This is a genomic window from Candidatus Aminicenantes bacterium (genome assembly GCA_011049425.1).
Classification (GTDB): Bacteria; Acidobacteriota; Aminicenantia; order UBA2199; family UBA2199; genus UBA876.
The window spans coordinates 19,107-35,754 of sequence record DSBM01000155.1 but is presented as its reverse complement, the minus strand read 5'-3'; the positions used below and the strand labels follow the sequence as shown (position 1 = coordinate 35,754).

The window sequence follows — 16,648 nt, the reverse complement described above, 5'->3', positions numbered from 1 at the left end:
GTCCGACAGGGCGCTGGTAAAGGTGGCGATGCCCTCGGGAAAATTGTGGATGGCGATGGCCAGGGCGGTCATAAGCCCCATGCGCATCAGCCTGGGGTCCTCCCGCCTTTTCGGACTATCCGTTTTAATCTCTTCCACGCGGTGGACTTCGTGGGGGTTTTCAACGTTCGGCACCAGGCGGTCGATTACGGCGATCAAGAGAATGCCGGAAAAGAAGGCGGCCAGGGTCAGCCAGTTTCCGGTGCGGACTCCCCAGATTTCGATCAGGCTTTCTCTGGCTTTGCCCAGGATCTCCACAAACGAGACGTAGATCATGACGCCGGCGGAAAAGCCCAGGGCGGCGGAGAGAAAGCGGGTGTTGGTGCGTTTGCACAGCAGGGCCATGGCGCTGCCGATTCCGGTGGACAAGCCGGCAACCACGGTCAACCCGAACGCGATCAGTACAGTGGTACTTTCCATGGTGCTTCTCTCCGCACAAACGCGGATATTGTAGCCCATATCCGCTGATCAAGGCAACCCATTGATGTGCCTTGTCGGGCTCGCTATATCACTATATGTAGTCGTTATTTTAAAAACGACACCATATATTGTGTTTTTCTGTTGACAAACCCGGATTGGCTGTGTAACATACCTGTTAGAAGGAGAGAGATTTTCCCCTTTTCAGGAGTGTGTTCATGTCGCAGGAGATGTCTATTCAGAAACGGGACGGGCGTTACGCTCCCTTTGACAAGGAAAAGATCGGTCGCGCAATCGCCAAGGCCTTTCGCGCCGTTGGCCGCAAGGATCGTCAACAGGTTTCCCGCCTGACCGACGCGGTGGTCGCGGTGCTCGAAGAGCGCTTCTTTCAATCTCGCCTGGTTCCGAATGTGGAAGAGATCCAGGATATCGTGGAACGGGTGTTGATCGATGAGCAACAGGCGGAAGCGGCGAAAGCCTACATCCTGTATCGCGAAAAACGCGCGGAAATGCGCGACATCCGCCAGAACTTCCTGGACGGCATCAAGGTGATCGATGAGTACTTGAACATGCGTGACTGGCGCATCAAAGAAAACTCCAACATGTCTTATTCCCTACAGGGGTTGAACCTGCACGTGTCGTCCAAGCTGGTGGCCAAGTACTGGCTGCGCAAGTTGTATCCCCTGGATATCCGCATGGCCCACGAAGAGGGCGACCTGCATATTCATGACCTGGGCGTGCTCGGGCCGTATTGCGTGGGTTGGGACCTGGAAGACCTCTTAAGTGTGGGTTTTACCGGCGCGCGGGGCAAGGTGGAGTCGTTGCCGGCGAAACATTTTCGCACCGCCCTGGGCCAGGTGGTAAACTTTTTTTACACGCTACAGGGCGAAGCCGCGGGCGCGCAGGCTTTTTCCAATTTCGACACCCTACTGGCCCCGTTCGTGCGTTATGACCAACTCGATTACGCCGAGGTCAAGCAGTCGATCCAGGAATTTATCTTTAACCTGAACGTACCCACGCGGGTGGGATTTCAGACCCCGTTCACCAACCTGACCATGGACCTGGTACCCCCGGTCACCCTGCGGGACAAACCGGTGGTGGTGGGGGGTAAAACCCGCGAAGAAACATACGGCGATTTCCAGGCCGAGATGAACCTGATCAACCGCGCGTTCGCCGAGGTGATGATGGCGGGGGACGCCAGGGGCAGGATCTTCACTTTTCCCATTCCCACCTACAACATTGCTGATGATTTTGACTGGGAGGACGATGACCTTGAGCCCTTGTGGCGCATGACCGCCAGGTACGGCATCCCCTATTTCGCCAATTTCGTTAATTCCGATATGAAGCCGGAAGACGCCCGCTCGATGTGCTGCCGCCTGCGGCTGGATAACCGCGAGTTGTGGAAGCGCGGCGGCGGTTTGTTCGGCGCCAATCCCCTGACCGGATCTATCGGCGTGGTCACGGTGAACCTGCCGCGCATCGGATACCGCGCCGATGACAAGGAAACCTTTTTCAACCTGTTGGAGCGTCAGATCAACCTGGCCGTGGAAGCATTGGAGATCAAGCGCAAAAACATCGAGCGCTTTACTGATTCCGGCCTCTATCCCTTTACCCGTTTTTACTTGCGCTCCTTGAAAGCACGCACCGATGAGTTCTGGAAATTCCATTTTTCCACAATCGGCATTGTGGGCATGAACGAATGCGTGCGGAACTTCCTGGGTAGTGACCTGGTGGATGAAAACGCGCGGACCTTCGCCCTGGAAGTGCTGGACTTCATGCGTGAAAAGATCCAGGAGATCCAGGAAGAAACCGGCAACATGTACAACCTGGAGGCCACGCCCGCGGAAGGGGCATCGTATCGACTGGCGCGGGCGGACCGGGAACGCTATCCCGACCTGGTCAGCAGCGGCAAAAACGAGCCTTATTATACCAATTCGGTGCATCCGCCGGTGTCGGCGTTTTCCGACGTGTTTGAACTGCTGGACCACCAGGATGAATTGCAGGGCAAATTCACCGGAGGGACCGTGGTGCACCTGTTTTTCGGAGAGCAGATTCGCGACTGGAAAGTGGTGCGCGCCCTGACCCGCAAGATCACCCGGCGCTTTCACCTGCCCTATTTTTCATTTACGCCCACTTTTTCGGTTTCGCCGACTTCGGGCTACATCGCCGGCATCCACCATTTCGATCCCAGCGCGCAGCGCCGTGAAGACCTGGAAGAGCACGGCGTGGAAATCTTCGTGGACAAAGAGGTGCTTTCAAAGTTGCACCCGGATTCCTACCTGGTAATGGAAGAAACAGGCAAAGAGACCGACAACGCATCCACGTCGGCATCGGCCCGCAACAACGGAGGAGATCATGATAGAGAAAGAAACACAACCGCGAACTGAGCAGCAATCCGAAAAGGTGCGCATAAAAGTCATTCCCACTGAAGTCTATTCGCGCGTGGTGGGCTACTATCGCCCGGTTCAGAACTGGAACAAGGGAAAAATGGAAGAATTCCTGGAGCGTAACCTGATTGATCCGGATTCTTCCACCCTGTCGCAAAGCTGAAAAAGAGCCGGGTGAAGATCTGCGGGTTTATCGGCACCACCCTGATCGATTACCCCGGCCGGGTGGCGGCCGCCCTGTTCGTGGCCGGATGCAACTTTCGTTGCCCTTTTTGCCACAACCCTTCACTGGTGGTGCGGACCGCTGATTGCGAAGCGATCCCACAAGAAACGGTGTTTGCCGAACTGGAGCGGCGAGCCGGATTTCTGGACGGGGTGGCGGTTTCCGGCGGCGAACCCCTGATTCAGCCGGACATCCTGGAGCTCTTGCAAAAACTTCGTTCAACCGGCCTGGCGGTAAAAGTGGACACCAACGGCGCGCGCCCCGATGTGCTCAAAGAAGCGTTGCACCGGAACCTGGTGGATTTTATCTCCATGGACCTGAAAGCCGCGAAGGAAAATTACAACCGCGCGGCCGGAGTCGTGGTAGACCCGGACCTGATCGATCAATCGATCGATTTGATTATCCACGGCGGTCCGGCGCACGAGTTTCGCACCACCATGGTACCCGGCATCGTGGCTCCCGAAGACCTGCCGGCCATCACGGCGCGCATCGAGGGCGCCGCGCGTTTTGTCCTGCAGCAGTTTCGTCCAGACGTCACCCTGGATGCGCTCATGAAAGCGGTAAAACCGTACGCGGCGTCGGTCCTGCATGATGCCGCCCGCGCGGCCCGCGGCCATTTCGCCCAGGTCGATATCCGCGGAGCCTGATCCCCTTTTCCCGCCGCGCTTGCGCCCATGCGGGGTTTTAGATACAATGGCACTGACGCTCCGGCGCTCTTCCGTACCGGGTTTTTCAGACGAGGATATGAGTATGGCTGATTCCGTTCGAGTTCGTTTCGCGCCTTCACCCACGGGTTACATGCACGTGGGCGGCGCCCGCACCGCCTTGTTCAACTTTCTTTTCGCCCGCCGTCACGGGGGCTGCTTTCTGTTGCGCATCGAGGATACGGACCGCACCCGTTTCCAGCAAGAGGCCATGGATGAGATTTATTCCAGCCTGGAGTGGCTGGGCCTGGACTGGGATGAAGGCCCGGGCCGCGAAGGCGATGTCGGCCCCTATGTGCAGTCCGAACGCGCGGAGCTGTACCAGGCACATGCCCGCAAATTGCTGGATTCCGCAAACGCCTACCCGTGTTTCTGCACGCCCGAGCGGCTGGCCGCCATGCGCCTGGAGCAGGAACGCGCCAGGCTGCCCGGGGCCGGCGGGTATGACCGGCATTGCCGCAACCTTGATCCCGTAGAAGCGGCAAAAAAAATGGCCGCGGGCGAGGCCCATGTAGTGCGTCTGAAAGTTCCAAACAACCGCGTGGTGGTTTTCCGGGACGAAATCCGGGGCGAAATCGCCACCCGCGGCGAGCTCCTTGATGACCTGGTTCTGCTGAAATCCGACGGTTTGCCCACTTATCACCTGGCCAATGTGGTTGATGACCACTTTATGGGCATTACCCACGTGCTGCGAGGCGATGAGTGGATCTCTTCCACTCCGCGCCATATCTTGATTTACGAGGCGTTCGGCTGGTCACTGCCGGTGTTCGCCCATTTGCCGGTAATCCTGGCCCCGGGAGGCGGCAAGCTTTCCAAGCGCCACGGGGCGGCCTCGGTGACCGATTACCGCAACGCGGGATTTTTGCCCGAAGCCCTGGTGAACTTTCTGGCCCTGCTGGGCTGGTCCCCGGGAGAAGACCGCGAGATCATGAGCCGCGCAGAGATGATCGCGACTTTTGAGTTGGCGCGCGTATCGGCCAAGGCCTCGGTGTTTGATGAGCGGAAGCTGGAATGGATGAACGGGCAATACCTGGCGCGGCGCGACCCGCAAACCCTGCTGGATCCGGTGACGGAGATCTGGAAAAACAAGGGCTGGTTGAGCGGCGATGCGGCAGGCGATCCGGACTACCTCCTGGCGGTGATTCAGTTGCTGCAGCCGCGCAGCCGCAAAATCACGGAGCTGGTGGAACAGGCGGAGTATTTTTTTTGCGACCCGCGTGAATACGAGGTCAAACCCGCGCGCAAGCATTTCCGCGTGGAAGCCGCGCCGCGACTGCAGCGCCTGTTGAGCGAGCTGGAGTCGCAAAAAACGTTTTCCGCGGTGGAGCTGGAAGACCTGTATCGTCGCCTGGCCGAAGAAATGGAGATGTCCGCGGGCAAGTTGATCCATCCCACCCGGCTTGCGCTCAGTGGGGTCGGCCATGGCCCGGGATTGTTTGAGCTGATGGAAACCCTGGGCAGGGAGACGACATTGAGGCGCCTGCGCGCGGCGCTGGACTGGATTTCAAAGCGGGAAGAGAGCCCGGAGGCGGAACCTCCGGGTGCCGCGGGCAAAGGAGACGGGCAATGAGCGGCGAGCGGGAAATCACCACCAATTTCATTCGTGAGATCATCGCCACCGACATCAAAAGCGGCAAAAACGGCGGACGCGTGCAGACGCGTTTCCCCCCCGAACCCAATGGTTACCTCCACATCGGTCACGCCAAGTCGATCTGCCTCAATTTCGGGCTGGCCCGGGATTTCAACGGCTTGTGCAACCTGCGCTTTGACGACACCAACCCCATCCGCGAGGACGAGGAGTACGTGGAGTCGATCAAGAATGATGTGTGCTGGCTGGGATTTGAGTGGGGTGATCGCCTTTACTATGCTTCCGACTATTTTGAACGTCTGTACGATTGCGCGGAGGAGCTGATCCGCCGCGGCTTGGCGTACGTGGACAGCCTCAACGCCGAAGAGATCCGCGCCCATCGGGGCACGTTGACCGAACCGGGGCGGGAGAGTCCCTACCGAGAAAGAGGGGTGGAAGAGAACCTGGACCTGTTCCGGCGCATGCGCGCGGGCGAATTTTCTGAAGGCGCCCATGTGCTGCGGGCCCGGATCGACATGAAGTCGCCCAACCTCAATATGCGTGACCCCACCCTCTACCGCATCAAGTATGCCCAACACCACCGCACCGGAACCGACTGGTGCATTTTCCCCATGTACGATTTCGCCCACAGCCTGTCGGATTCCTTTGAAACCATTACCCACTCCATCTGCACCCTGGAGTTTGAAGACCACCGCCCGCTGTACGACTGGTTCCTGGAAAAACTCGAGATGTTTCCCTCGCGCCAGATCGAATTCGCGCGCCTGAACCTCAGCTACACCATCATGAGCAAGCGCCTGCTCCAGGGTCTTGTGGCTTCGGGCCGGGTTTGCGGTTGGGACGACCCGCGCATGCCCACCATCGCAGGGCTGCGGCGCCGGGGATACTCTCCGGAATCGATCCGTGATTTCGCCGACCGCATCGGTGTGGCCAAGCGGGACAGCACGGTGGACCTGGCCCTGCTGGAGCACTGTTTGCGCGAAGACCTGAACCAGCGGGCGCTGCGGTACATGGCCGTCCTGGATCCGGTCAAGGTGGTGATCGTCAACTACCCGGAAAACCAGGTCGAGATGCTCGAAGCGGTCAACAACCCGGAAGATGAAGCCGCGGGTACGCGGGAAATCCCGTTTTCGCGGGAGATCTATATTGAAAGGGAAGACTTCCGCGTGGATCCGCCCAAAAAGTACTTCCGGCTGTCGCCCGGCAGTGAAATCCGCCTGAAGCATGCCTACTACATCCGCTGCGCGAACTTTTTCATGGATGAAGCCACGGGGCGGGTCAAAGAGATCCATTGCACCTATGATCCCGAAAGCCGCGGCGGCTGGTCCCCGGACAACCGCAAGGTGAAGGGAACGTCCCACTGGGTGTCGGTCCAGCATGCCCTGGACGCGCAGATATGCCTGTTTGACACGTTGTTTACCGACCCCGATCCCCGGGCCCGGGCCGCGGCGGAAGAAAAGGAATTGTATGACTTCCTGAACCCGGAATCGCGGAAAGTGCTGACGGGGTGCAAAGTGGAGCCCGCCCTGGGCGCGGCCGTTCCGGGTGAGTATTACCAGTTCCTGCGCCGGGGCTATTTTTGCCTGGATTCAAAGAATTCCCATCCGGGGCAACTGGTTTTCAACCGTTCCGTTACCCTGCGCGATACCTGGGCCAGGATTGAAAAGAAACTGGAGTAAGAGATCAGGGATAGAGGTTGTACAGCATGCGGGGGAAGGGAATGCTTTCGCGAATGTGAGGCAACTTGCAGATCCAGGCCACGGTGCGCTCGATTCCCAGTCCGAACCCGGAGTGGGGCACGCTGCCGAAGCGGCGCAGGTCCAGGTACCACTGAAACACTTCCTCGCTGAGGCCGTGTTCGCGGATTTTCTGTTCCAGCAACTCCAGGTCGTGGATGCGCTGGCTGCCGCCGATGATTTCTCCGTAGCCTTCCGGCGCAATCACGTCCATGCACAAAACCTTTTTGGGGTCGTCGGCGTCGGGTTGCATATAAAACGCCTTGATGTCGGCGGGGTAATGGGTGATGGCGAGCGGGCGGTCAAAACTTCTGGATACAATGGTCTCATCCGTTCCGCCCAGGTCTTCACCATACGGGGTTTGTGATTCACCCGATGCTTTCAGCAGGGCGAATGCCTCGTCGTAGGTGATGCGGGGGAAGGGGGGAACGATTTTCTCCAGCGGGGCGGTATCCCTCTCCAGGGTTTTCAGGTCTTCCCGGTGCTGCTCCAGGACCCGGGTGACCACCGCGGCCAGAAGGTGTTGACTCAACTGGATGATATCGTCCAACTCGGCAAACGCCCACTCGGGTTCCATCATCCAGAATTCGATCAAATGCCGGCGTGTCTTGGACTTTTCGGCACGAAAAGTGGGGCCGAACGTGTACACTTTGCCCAGGGCCATGGCCGTGGCTTCGGCGTACAATTGTCCCGATTGAGAAAGGTAAGCGGATTCTCCGAAGTACTTGGTTTCAAACAGGGTGGTCGTACCTTCGGCGGCGTTGCCGGTCAGGATGGGCGCATCCGTCAATACAAAACCCTGGCTGTCCATGAAATCCCGGATGGCCCGGATGATGGCGGCGCGGATTCTTAAAATGGCGGTTTGCCGCTGGGAACGCAGCCACAGATGGCGGTGCTTCATCAGGAACGCCGTGCCGTGGCTTTTGCGCGCGATGGGGTATTCGGGGGCGATGTGGACCGGTTCCAGGTGGTCGACCTGCAACTCATATCCACCGGGCGCGCGTGGGTCGGCCTGGATGGTGCCGCGAACTTTCAGGCTGGATTCCTGGGTCAGTCGGGCAAAGGCCTTGAACATGGGGTGATCGGGGTCTTTTGACCAGATCGTGGCCTGAATGGTGCCGCTGCCGTCGCGGATCAGCATGAACTTGATGCGCCCGCTGTCGCGTAGGTTGACGATCCAGCCGCGCAACTCAACTCGTTGGCCGGTATTCTTTGCTGCTTCACGAATGGAAATCCACTGAGTCATTGCCCAATTATAGGAACCCGGCCGGTTCAAGTCAAGCGGGCGAATTCCAGGGTTACCAGTCCGGCTGGTATTTTGAAACGGAAAACATCTTTAGGTGGGGGGCGATCTGATCCGCGTCTCCTGTAATGATGACCACATCTCCCAGCACCAGGCTCTGGGAATCGTCACGGCGTTCGCGCGCCTGGTTGCGCAGCAATCGGTTGACCTGTTCCAGGGACACCTGTTGAAATATGCGCTGAAAGTTGTTCCGGTCGACCTTGGAATGGCGGATATCCACGTCGCACAGTTTTTCAAGGGTTTTTAGGCGCAAGTCGTTGGCAAATGAGGCGGAGTTGACCTTGAAGCGGCTGTACAGGTAATTGACTGCGTAAAGGTATTGCTTGCGGTCCACGTTCTGCAGCGCCAATTTGCGCCGTTCGCTGCGCGCCAGCATAACGAAGCGGCTGATGTTTTCCGCTTGCAGGCGGGAAATCGTGTTCGAGATAACGGAAAAGCGGCAATGATCCTGAATGTCGGTCTCAATGCGGATGTTGCCGAGTCCGGATAGGGCGGCGCGTTGGAAAACCACTCCCAGCGGCATGCCGAAGAGGATCTTTTCCGTGACCAGGGTGGCCATGTGGGCGTCACTGTTTACCGGTGGAATCACCTTGAACCAGAACATGGTCATGGGCGAGTTCTTGCCGGTGTGGAAAAGAATGACGTCGCTGCGGGGAAAATCCTGTGGATCTTCCACGCTCAGGGGTGTTTCATCGCGGCGGTAGTTGTTAAACGCCTTCTCTACCAGGCCGAATGTTACATAGGGCTTGATGTCTCCCTTTACAATCAAGGTGGCGTGGGAAAGGCGGAAGTTGCGGCGGAAATAGGTGACCACGTGGCCCAGGCGGGATCGCGTCAGGACGTCCCGGGAGACGAGGCCGAAACCGAGTGGATGGTCGGGGAAAAGATGCCTGTAGGCGAGCTGATGCACCACCCGTGTTTCCCAATCCTGGGTGCGGCGCATGCGGGTTCCAAAATAGAGGGTGCTGGATTTGAAACGATTCTGGCTGAAGTCATTGAAGGTAAAGAGCTTTTCAATAAACTGGATAAACGCGTTGAGCTTGTCCGGCAGAAAGGATACCTGGATACGGGTGTGATCTCCGCCGTTGATCACGGTAAAATCGCCGCCCAGGCGATTCAGCGCGGTCAGCAGCGAGTTGTGGCCATCCGCCAGCATGGGGTTGAACAGGTTTTCATAGGTGATCTGGGAGATCCCCGGGTAGGTACCCTTGTAGGGAGTCAACACAACCAGTTCAGCCACACAGAGGCGCGAATGGGGTTGGGGAATGACCTGCAGCCCCAAACCCTTGGAGCTGGTGAAACGGTACGTGGTATCTTGCGTCTGGGCCGGCAACATGGCAGGGGCAAACCTGAAGATAAGCCAGGCGATCAAAACCATTCCCGCAATGCGGATGTAACTATTTTTTGAATACATTGAAAATCACACGGTTCTTTTGAGAAAGGTATTTGCGACAGACCTGTTGAAGGTCCTGAATGGTGAACGCCTTCAGTTCACTCTCAGGCGAGCGCGCAAGACCTTTGGGACCGAATAAGTGGACTTGCTGCGCTTCCCTCAGCGCGCGCTGCTCCGGCTCCAGCATGGCTTTGCGCAAATCGATCTCCATGAGTGTGCGGGTCTGACGCAGGTCGTTGTTGGTCAAATTACCGCCGGCGAGAACGTCCAGCAATTGATTGACAAGATCGGCGGCTTTCTGAATGGCCATGCGGCTGGGTGAGGAGATCCGGAAGATGAGCGCGTTGGCTTCGAATTGATGCGTCATCTCCCTGGCGATGCGAATGTTGAGGTGGTTGTCCTGGTTGAGGATGCGGTCCAAGCGGGAATGGCGCGGGTCGGTGAGGAAAGACTGGATAATCTGGAAAGCCAGATAATCCTCGCTGACCAATCCAGGGGTGCGAAACCCGTAAATGATCGCGTTCATACTGGTGTCTGTATCTTTCCAGGTTTCTCTGGCCGCCTGCTCGCGCGGCGGAATCGCCTCAAAAGGTGGAGACTTTATTGCGGCACCATCGCTGTTAAGGGGAAAATGCTCTCGAATCAGCGATATGGCTTCACGGATTTTCAAGCTACCGCTCAGCACGAGAATGATGTTTTCCGGATTCTGGAAAACCGGGTAGCGGCTGCGGATTGAATCGTTGTCCAGGTTGCGCAGGACGTCAAGCGAACCGTATACCGGGTCCTGGTAAACCGTGTTTTCAAAAACCTTGGCGCGCACCCATTCCTGGGCGCGGAATATGGTGTTTTCACGAACCAGGGCAGACAAACGTTGGGAAAGATTGCGCTTTTGCGCATTCACGGACGGGTCGAAAAAAAGCAGGGAGGTCAGGCGTTCATGCTCCAGCCATAACGCGTTGGCAATGGTGTGATCCGGGATCAATTGCGAAAAATAGGCGTAGTCCATGCCCACACGCACGTTGCTTTCACCGGCGTTCCTGCGAATAAACATCAAACGATCAAAATCATCCAGGTTCTCCGTACCCAACATCATGAGGTACTGGTACAGGAATGAAGCACCGCGGATGGCCGGGGGATCATGGCGCACTCCGTTTTTATGGTAGGTCAGTACGCAGGTGGCCTGCATGCCGGGGATCGGACACAAGATCACCGTCATTCCGGAGGGAAGTTGATAGGTGTAAGGAGCCCCGGTATCTGCATGGGTGGAAAGGGGAATAAAACAAACGGCCAACAGTCCCAGCAAAACTCGTTTCACCAATCCATTGTACAGGGGAACCCTCGGGCTGGTCAATCCAGGCATCCGCTCATTTCTTCACCCGGACCTTCAGTTTGCCCTCTTCCCGGGCAATACTGATCTTGGCGTCCACCAGGTTGGCGGAGATCATCTTTGCTTTCAAGGAGTTGATCCATTTCTCTTTGGCCTCCAGTGAAATCGCGGGATTGAGCGTCATGTTTCGATAGCTGTTGAACAGTTGTTCGAACGAATCTTCACGGTTGAGGCTGACGTCGATTTCCTGGAATTTTGTGGTCGGGGATATTGTTTTGCCCCCGGCGGCGGAGCGTTCCGATTGCCGCTTTTGCGGATGATAATCGACTTCCAGTTCATGGAGTTGCTTCAGCCAGCGGTTGTTAAACAGGTTGAAGCGGGAGGCCAGGTTCTGGACCAGCAGGTTGATGCGGGGGGAACGGTGCTCTTCGCTCAGCAATCGGCGAATCAACATCTCGATGGTTTCGCGTTCCTTTTCAGGGGGGGCGGTGATCTCTCCGGCAAAAAACTGGTTATAGTGAATTTTCAGGTTTTCAATGCGGCTTTCAATTGCGCGAATATGCTCTTCCGTGCTTTTAATGCGGGAATCCCCGAGCCATTTCGGTTTGCGTTCATTCATGGATTCTCATCGTCCGAATCAGTATTTCAGTGCCCTCTCTTCGTTGTTTAGAATTCGGAATACGCCCTCCGCCAGCGCCTGGATCTCATCTTCCCCGGGATAGCAGTGAACCGGGGCCAGAAAACGAACCCGTTGTTTGATCAGGTCCGTGAAATACTCTTGATACGCCATGCCGCCGGTCAACAAGATGGCGTCGAGAGCCCCGCACACCACGGTGGATAAAGCGCCCACTTCCTTGGCGATCTGGTAAACCAGGGCGTGAACGATTTTCACGGCGGCCTCGTCATGCTCATGGAAGCGCTTGGTGACTTGTTTGAAATCCCGGGTTTCCAGGTAGGAATATACGCCGCCTTCGCCGAAAACCATGCGCGAAAATGCATCATATTCCATGCGGTTTTTCGTGATATACCGGGCCACCTGTAGAATGGGCAGGCCCCCGGCACGGTCCAGTGAAAAGGCGCCTTCCTGGCACGGATCCATGGCGTCCACCATTCGCCCCTTGTGGTGCATGGAGATGGATACCCCGGTTCCCAGATGAACCACAACGAGATTCAGGTCTGTGTATCGGCGAAGGGTTTCTTTGGCGAAACGCTTGGCCACCGCTTTCAGGTTCAGGGCGTGGGTGCGCATTTCCCGGGAAAAGGCTTGATGTCCGGATATGCGGGCCACGGGGTCGAACTCGTCAACCGTGATGGGATCTACGATATAGCAATCTATGCCGCCTTTCTGCGCGATTGAATAACCGATCTGCGCGGAAAGGTGCGACGCATGCAATCCCCGCCTGGCTTCGATCAAGTCGCGGATCATGGTTTCATCCACCAGATAGGTTCCACTCTCCATGGGTCTGAGGATTCCGCCGCGGGCGGCCACCGCCGCCAACACGCCGGCGTCGAGTTGGTGGGATTTGAGATAATCCAGCACCAGGCTTTCGCGGAACTCCTTTTGATCGTTGATCCCGGTAAATCGGGCCAGTTCCGCATCGTCGTGGCGGATCACGGTGGCGTCATCCAGCATGCCGTCTGTGTACAAGCCCACCTTGGTTGAGGTGTTTCCGGTGTTGATGATTAATATGGTTTTGGGCATCGGCCTAGTCCAGGTAGTTTTTCAATACCGGGTGCAGGCGCTCGCGCACCCCGGGGGAAATGTTTTTCGCGTCCGTCATCAGTGCGAATTTCAGCGAATTCGCACAATTACACGCTTCCGCCTGATCGATTTTGTCCAGGATCGCGGCCATCAACTTAACCGAATTGGCGATGTTCTTTTGCAGGATGCGCACAACCATGTCCGCATTTACGGGTCCTTCTTCTTCGTGCCAGCAGTCGTAATCCGTGACAAAGGCCATGGGCAGAAAGCACAGTTCCAACTCCTTGGCCAGCTTGGCTTCAACTGCCTGGGTCATGCCGATGATATCGAAATTCATTTTGCGGTAGGTTTCGGATTCCGCCCGCGATGAAAACTGCGGACCCTCCATGTTGACGTAAATACCGCCTTCGTGAACGGTCAACTCCAGCTCCCGCGCGCACTGGGCGGCAGTCCGGCTTAGCGCGGGGCAAGTGGGGTCCGCCATGGACACATGGGCCACGATGCCGTTTTCAAAAAACGTTTTTTCGCGCTTGAAGGTCAGGTCCACATATTGATCGGGTATGACCAGGTTCGAGGGGGCAATGTTCCGCTTGAGAGAACCCACTGCCGTAACCGAGAAAACCCGCTCAACTCCAAGTGATTTCATGGCGAAGATATTGGCGCGGTAATTGACCTCAGAGGGATTCAAGCGGTGTCCCTTGCCGTGCCGCGCCAAAAAGGCCACATTTCGCCCCCGGAACTCGCCGGTCAGAATTTGATCAGATGGGGGGCCATACGGCGTGTCTACGGTAACGAAGCGGGGGTCGCGAACCTCGTCCATCTGGTAGAATCCGCTGCCGCCAATGATTCCGGTTTCAATTGGTTTCATGAGATCTCCATAAGGGATAAGGGTTTCTCTCCAGTTCTAGCGGAATCAGGGGGAAATGTCAATCAATGGAAAGGGGGGGCGATTGCAGCAGGAGCAGGTCGCTGTAGCGGCCGTCCACCATGATAACGGGTGTGGTGCCGACGGAGTGTACCTGATGCAGGGTCCGGGATTTAATGACATGCGTTTTGACGGCGGAGCGGTTGATGAAGCGGCCGTATTTCAACTGCGCGTGCAAAAGGGGATCGACATCGGCCGGAAGGGACAGGCGCAGATCCGAGTGGCCGGCTTTAATGTTCAGCGTTTCCGGTATTCGCGCGAACTGGAGGTCAAGGTCCCCATGGGAAACCATGGCATCCAGGGTGGTCACGGCCAGATTGCGGCCATGGAGTGATTTGTAGTCGCTCTTGATGGCAAGAGTTACGGCATCCACCCGGGACAGAGAGATCGGCGCATCCTGGACCTGCAAATTGATGTTTCCTCGAATGTCTTGCAAATCAACCTGTTCATGGCGGTTGGACACAACCACGTCTCCGCGGACCTGTTCCAGGCGTATGCGCGCGTGGTGTCCCTTGACGAAAACGTCGCCGCATCGGCGAACATCCAGTTTTGAAAAGGAAGTGTGGATGTCGAGCGCGTCACGTATTTCCGACAGATGAACCCTGCCGTGCGTATGCTCCACGAATAGGGTGGACGCGTGATGGGCGGCTTCGAGATCGCCACGGGAAACATTGATCCGGCTGGGGTTCTGCAGGTGGTCCATTTCCACGATGCCGTAGCGGGAATAGACATCCAGGGGTACGGTCCGGGGCAAGCGGATGTCCAGGCGCACGCGAAGCTGTTTGTAGCCATAGTGTCCGGGAATATTCGTATGAATCGCGATTGTGCCGTCATCGCGCAGCGTTTTTTTGATTTCAACCTGATTTGCCATCTTGCGTGCTTCCTGGGCGGAAGCGTTGTAACATTCCACGGTGGGCAGGATTTCCAATGCTCCGGTTTCGTTGTTGCGAAAGGTCATGTCTCCAGCCGGGTTCACAATCAGGATTCGTTTCACTGGCGAATGGGTGACGGCCGGTTTTTCGATTCGTTCCACCGGTCCCTGCGACAATTTGCGCAGTGGTTCGCCGGCGTTGACACCCGCGGGGTTTTTCCCGGAATCGAGCAATTGAAAAACCAGGCCGAACGCGATCAAACCCAGCACGATGAGAATTTCGCTGCGCTTCATTACCGCTCGATCAAGTGAATGATGATGTTTTTCATCCCGATGTAGATCAGGATGACCGGCCAGAACCGTCCGAAAAACGTCCACAGGCTGAAATGCAGTACATTCATGTTATCCAGCAAAAAGAGTACGCCCAGTACCAGGAACAGAATGCCCGTGAAAATGGCGTCTATGCGATTGCTGTTCATTCGCCACCTCCTTTGCGGTTGGATTGATGCGAAAGCATGATGTGAATGCCCAGGGCGATCAGCAACAGCGGCCACAGGCGAACAACACGGGAAAAATCCAGCAGGTCCAGATTGTTCAGTTGAAACAGGACGCCCAGTAGCAGAATCAGCACGGAACCGAAAAGCGAGGGGGTTTCGGTTTCAGCGGGTGCCGCAGCGCCCGCGTGGGTCCCGCCTTTTCGCGGCACGCCCGCGGCATTGAAGCTGTCAATGATCTGGAAGATGTAAAATCCGGCCATCATCAATGCCAATACCGTCACTTCCATGGCCCGGGCATTGTATTCACTGACGTTTACCAGGGCGACGATCAGGGCGGCAAAAACAACCATATACGTGATGCCCCTTCCAATCATGCCCAGGTAGAGAAAACCGGATCCAGGGAAACAAACGGAGAGAATGGCTGCCAGGATCGGGCTTTTGGCACGTTGATCATAATGTTCCCGGTTATCCATTTTTTCCTCCTTCGTGATTGGCTCTGTCGGGGAATGGCTGGTTTGCATCGATTCTATTGTCCGGCGACATAAACAAGCCCAGGAATGGATTGCGATCGGACTCCGATATGCGTTCCACGTAAGCGCCTGCTTCAACGACAAAGGTTTCGATTTTGGAAACGGCCAGGTGCAAAACGCGGTTCGCCGGAGGGACGATGCTGGTAAAATAAAGCAGGTTGAGCAGCAATACCGCGGCACCCACCATGGCGGCCGCCCATTTCAGTACGGCGACGGTGCGGTTACTGATGGCCGGTTCTTCCGGAACCGGGATTTCCGCGATGTTGTATAAACGGTTTTTCAGAAAGAAAGGCACATCTTCCGTCAAGTCTTCGCACAGGTACAGAACTTGTTCCATGTGTTCCAGCAGGTCGCGACACCCGGCGCAGGATTGGATATGTTCGCGGACGGCATCCATCTCCGCCGCGCTCAGGTTGTTTTCGATATAGTTGGAAATCCGTTCTTCCACCAGTTTACAATCCATGGTCGTCTCCTTGCTGAAACATCCGCGCCAGTTTGATCCGCCCGCGGTTGATCCTGGATTTAACGGTTCCCAATGGGAGGTCCAGTGAGGCGGCGATTTCCTGATAAGAGTGGTTTTCAACATCGCGCAGGATCAAGAGGACCCGCAGCTCCGGGTCCAGTTGGTGGATGTGGCGACGCAGGCTCTGGATGTCCATGCGGTCGATCATGTGTTGCTCTTCATCGTGGTCATGAACACGAATGTCTTCGTTCAGCGGGAGTACATTACGGCTTTTACGGTTTTTTCTCCAATAATCGATGCAATGGTTTTTGGCCAGGCGCATGAGCCAGGCGTTAAAGTTTCCTTCCGGAGTGAACTTGTGGATATTGGAAAAGAGCTTGATAAAGATATCCTGGGTGATGTCGGCGGCATCGTCCGCATTCCCGGCAAAGTTCAACGCCAGGCTGTAAATACCTTTGGAGTACCTGTCCACTATCATGTTCCATGCCTCGGGATCACCAGTTGCGATTCGGTCGGTCAGCATCGTGATGTCCGTCATTTTCAACG

17 protein-coding genes are annotated in these 16,648 nt (G+C 56.6%); 5 read left to right on the top strand and 12 right to left on the bottom strand.

Annotation, left to right across the window (positions count from 1 at the left end):
- Nucleotides 1-459: zinc transporter ZupT (locus ENN40_11150; GenBank protein ID HDP95898.1), on the bottom strand; the 459-nt coding region annotated here is incomplete at its 3' end.
- A 227-nt stretch (nt 460-686) separates the two neighbouring features.
- Here ENN40_11150 and ENN40_11145 point away from each other — a divergent pair.
- The 5 genes from ENN40_11145 to ENN40_11125 all read left to right on the top strand — a co-directional run bounded on the left by ENN40_11145 (nt 687) and on the right by ENN40_11125 (nt 7,034).
- Nucleotides 687-2,843 (top strand): ribonucleoside triphosphate reductase, encoded by a 2,157-nt coding sequence (locus ENN40_11145; protein ID HDP95897.1) that lies wholly within the window; start codon nt 687-689, stop codon nt 2,841-2,843.
- Entirely contained in the window at nt 2,812-3,006 is a 195-nt protein-coding gene (locus tag ENN40_11140; GenBank protein HDP95896.1) for a hypothetical protein, read from the top strand. Before ENN40_11145 ends, ENN40_11140 begins: the two co-directional genes overlap by 32 nt.
- Nucleotides 3,003-3,713, top strand: coding sequence for an anaerobic ribonucleoside-triphosphate reductase activating protein (locus ENN40_11135; protein ID HDP95895.1), 711 nt, complete (start codon nt 3,003-3,005; stop codon nt 3,711-3,713). The genes ENN40_11140 and ENN40_11135 overlap by 4 nt, the downstream gene beginning before the upstream one ends.
- Nucleotides 3,714-3,810: 97 nt before the next feature.
- On the top strand, nt 3,811-5,340 hold the full coding sequence (locus ENN40_11130; protein ID HDP95894.1) for a glutamate--tRNA ligase: 1,530 nt from the start codon (nt 3,811-3,813) through the stop codon (nt 5,338-5,340).
- Nucleotides 5,337-7,034: a glutamine--tRNA ligase/YqeY domain fusion protein gene (locus ENN40_11125; protein HDP95893.1), complete on the top strand. Its 1,698-nt coding sequence runs from the start codon at nt 5,337-5,339 to the stop codon at nt 7,032-7,034. Before ENN40_11130 ends, ENN40_11125 begins: the two co-directional genes overlap by 4 nt.
- Nucleotides 7,035-7,038: 4 nt before the next feature.
- Here ENN40_11125 and ENN40_11120 read toward each other — a convergent pair whose 3' ends face one another.
- Genes ENN40_11120 through ENN40_11070 form a run of 11 tightly spaced genes read right to left on the bottom strand, consistent with a single transcriptional unit; the run spans nt 7,039 to nt 16,640 of the window.
- A complete protein-coding gene (locus tag ENN40_11120; protein ID HDP95892.1) occupies nt 7,039-8,337 on the bottom strand; it encodes an asparagine--tRNA ligase in 1,299 nt (432 codons plus the stop codon).
- A gap of 52 nt (nt 8,338-8,389) precedes the next feature.
- Nucleotides 8,390-9,808: an insulinase family protein gene (locus tag ENN40_11115; GenBank protein HDP95891.1), complete on the bottom strand. Its 1,419-nt coding sequence runs from the start codon at nt 9,806-9,808 to the stop codon at nt 8,390-8,392.
- Nucleotides 9,792-11,147, bottom strand: a complete 1,356-nt coding sequence (locus ENN40_11110; protein HDP95890.1) for an insulinase family protein — start codon at nt 11,145-11,147, stop codon at nt 9,792-9,794. The genes ENN40_11115 and ENN40_11110 overlap by 17 nt, the downstream gene beginning before the upstream one ends.
- Nucleotides 11,148-11,151: 4 nt before the next feature.
- Complete coding sequence (locus ENN40_11105) at nt 11,152-11,733, bottom strand: hypothetical protein (GenBank protein HDP95889.1); 582 nt, start codon at nt 11,731-11,733, stop codon at nt 11,152-11,154.
- A gap of 18 nt (nt 11,734-11,751) precedes the next feature.
- Nucleotides 11,752-12,816: a butyrate kinase gene (gene buk, locus ENN40_11100; GenBank protein HDP95888.1), complete on the bottom strand. Its 1,065-nt coding sequence runs from the start codon at nt 12,814-12,816 to the stop codon at nt 11,752-11,754.
- Between the two features lie 4 nt (nt 12,817-12,820).
- The gene (gene mtnP / locus ENN40_11095; GenBank protein HDP95887.1) at nt 12,821-13,684 is read right to left on the bottom strand and encodes an S-methyl-5'-thioadenosine phosphorylase; all 864 of its coding nucleotides are present in this window, start codon (nt 13,682-13,684) and stop codon (nt 12,821-12,823) included.
- Nucleotides 13,685-13,742: 58 nt separating this feature from the next.
- A complete protein-coding gene (locus ENN40_11090; protein HDP95886.1) occupies nt 13,743-14,906 on the bottom strand; it encodes a hypothetical protein in 1,164 nt (387 codons plus the stop codon).
- Nucleotides 14,906-15,091, bottom strand: coding sequence for a hypothetical protein (locus ENN40_11085; GenBank protein HDP95885.1), 186 nt, complete (start codon nt 15,089-15,091; stop codon nt 14,906-14,908). The genes ENN40_11090 and ENN40_11085 overlap by 1 nt, the downstream gene beginning before the upstream one ends.
- A complete protein-coding gene (locus ENN40_11080) occupies nt 15,088-15,582 on the bottom strand; it encodes a hypothetical protein (protein HDP95884.1) in 495 nt (164 codons plus the stop codon). Before ENN40_11080 ends, ENN40_11085 begins: the two co-directional genes overlap by 4 nt.
- The gene (locus ENN40_11075; protein HDP95883.1) at nt 15,575-16,225 is read right to left on the bottom strand and encodes a zf-HC2 domain-containing protein; all 651 of its coding nucleotides are present in this window, start codon (nt 16,223-16,225) and stop codon (nt 15,575-15,577) included. The genes ENN40_11080 and ENN40_11075 overlap by 8 nt, the downstream gene beginning before the upstream one ends.
- Complete coding sequence (locus ENN40_11070; protein ID HDP95882.1) at nt 16,092-16,640, bottom strand: sigma-70 family RNA polymerase sigma factor; 549 nt, start codon at nt 16,638-16,640, stop codon at nt 16,092-16,094. Before ENN40_11070 ends, ENN40_11075 begins: the two co-directional genes overlap by 134 nt.
- Nucleotides 16,641-16,648 lie beyond the last annotated feature (8 nt).

Excerpts from the sequence above, each read along its gene's own strand:
- ENN40_11145 (HDP95897.1), top strand. The coding sequence starts at position 687 with ATGTCTATTCAGAAACGGGACGGGCGTTACGCTCCCTTTGACAAGGAA.
- ENN40_11125 (HDP95893.1), top strand. The coding sequence starts at position 5,337 with ATGAGCGGCGAGCGGGAAATCACCACCAATTTCATTCGTGAGATCATC.
- ENN40_11090 (HDP95886.1), bottom strand. The coding sequence starts at position 14,906 with ATGAAGCGCAGCGAAATTCTCATCGTGCTGGGTTTGATCGCGTTCGGC.
- ENN40_11110 (HDP95890.1), bottom strand. The coding sequence starts at position 11,147 with ATGCCTGGATTGACCAGCCCGAGGGTTCCCCTGTACAATGGATTGGTG.
- buk (HDP95888.1), bottom strand. The coding sequence starts at position 12,816 with ATGCCCAAAACCATATTAATCATCAACACCGGAAACACCTCAACCAAG.
- ENN40_11120 (HDP95892.1), bottom strand. The coding sequence starts at position 8,337 with ATGACTCAGTGGATTTCCATTCGTGAAGCAGCAAAGAATACCGGCCAA.
- ENN40_11130 (HDP95894.1), top strand. The coding sequence starts at position 3,811 with ATGAGTATGGCTGATTCCGTTCGAGTTCGTTTCGCGCCTTCACCCACG.
- mtnP (HDP95887.1), bottom strand. The coding sequence starts at position 13,684 with ATGAAACCAATTGAAACCGGAATCATTGGCGGCAGCGGATTCTACCAG.
- ENN40_11080 (HDP95884.1), bottom strand. The coding sequence starts at position 15,582 with ATGGATAACCGGGAACATTATGATCAACGTGCCAAAAGCCCGATCCTG.
- ENN40_11070 (HDP95882.1), bottom strand. The coding sequence starts at position 16,640 with ATGACGGACATCACGATGCTGACCGACCGAATCGCAACTGGTGATCCC.
- ENN40_11105 (HDP95889.1), bottom strand. The coding sequence starts at position 11,733 with ATGAATGAACGCAAACCGAAATGGCTCGGGGATTCCCGCATTAAAAGC.
- ENN40_11085 (HDP95885.1), bottom strand. The coding sequence starts at position 15,091 with ATGAACAGCAATCGCATAGACGCCATTTTCACGGGCATTCTGTTCCTG.
- ENN40_11115 (HDP95891.1), bottom strand. The coding sequence starts at position 9,808 with ATGTATTCAAAAAATAGTTACATCCGCATTGCGGGAATGGTTTTGATC.
- ENN40_11075 (HDP95883.1), bottom strand. The coding sequence starts at position 16,225 with ATGTTGAAAACCACTCTTATCAGGAAATCGCCGCCTCACTGGACCTCC.
- ENN40_11140 (HDP95896.1), top strand. The coding sequence starts at position 2,812 with ATGATAGAGAAAGAAACACAACCGCGAACTGAGCAGCAATCCGAAAAG.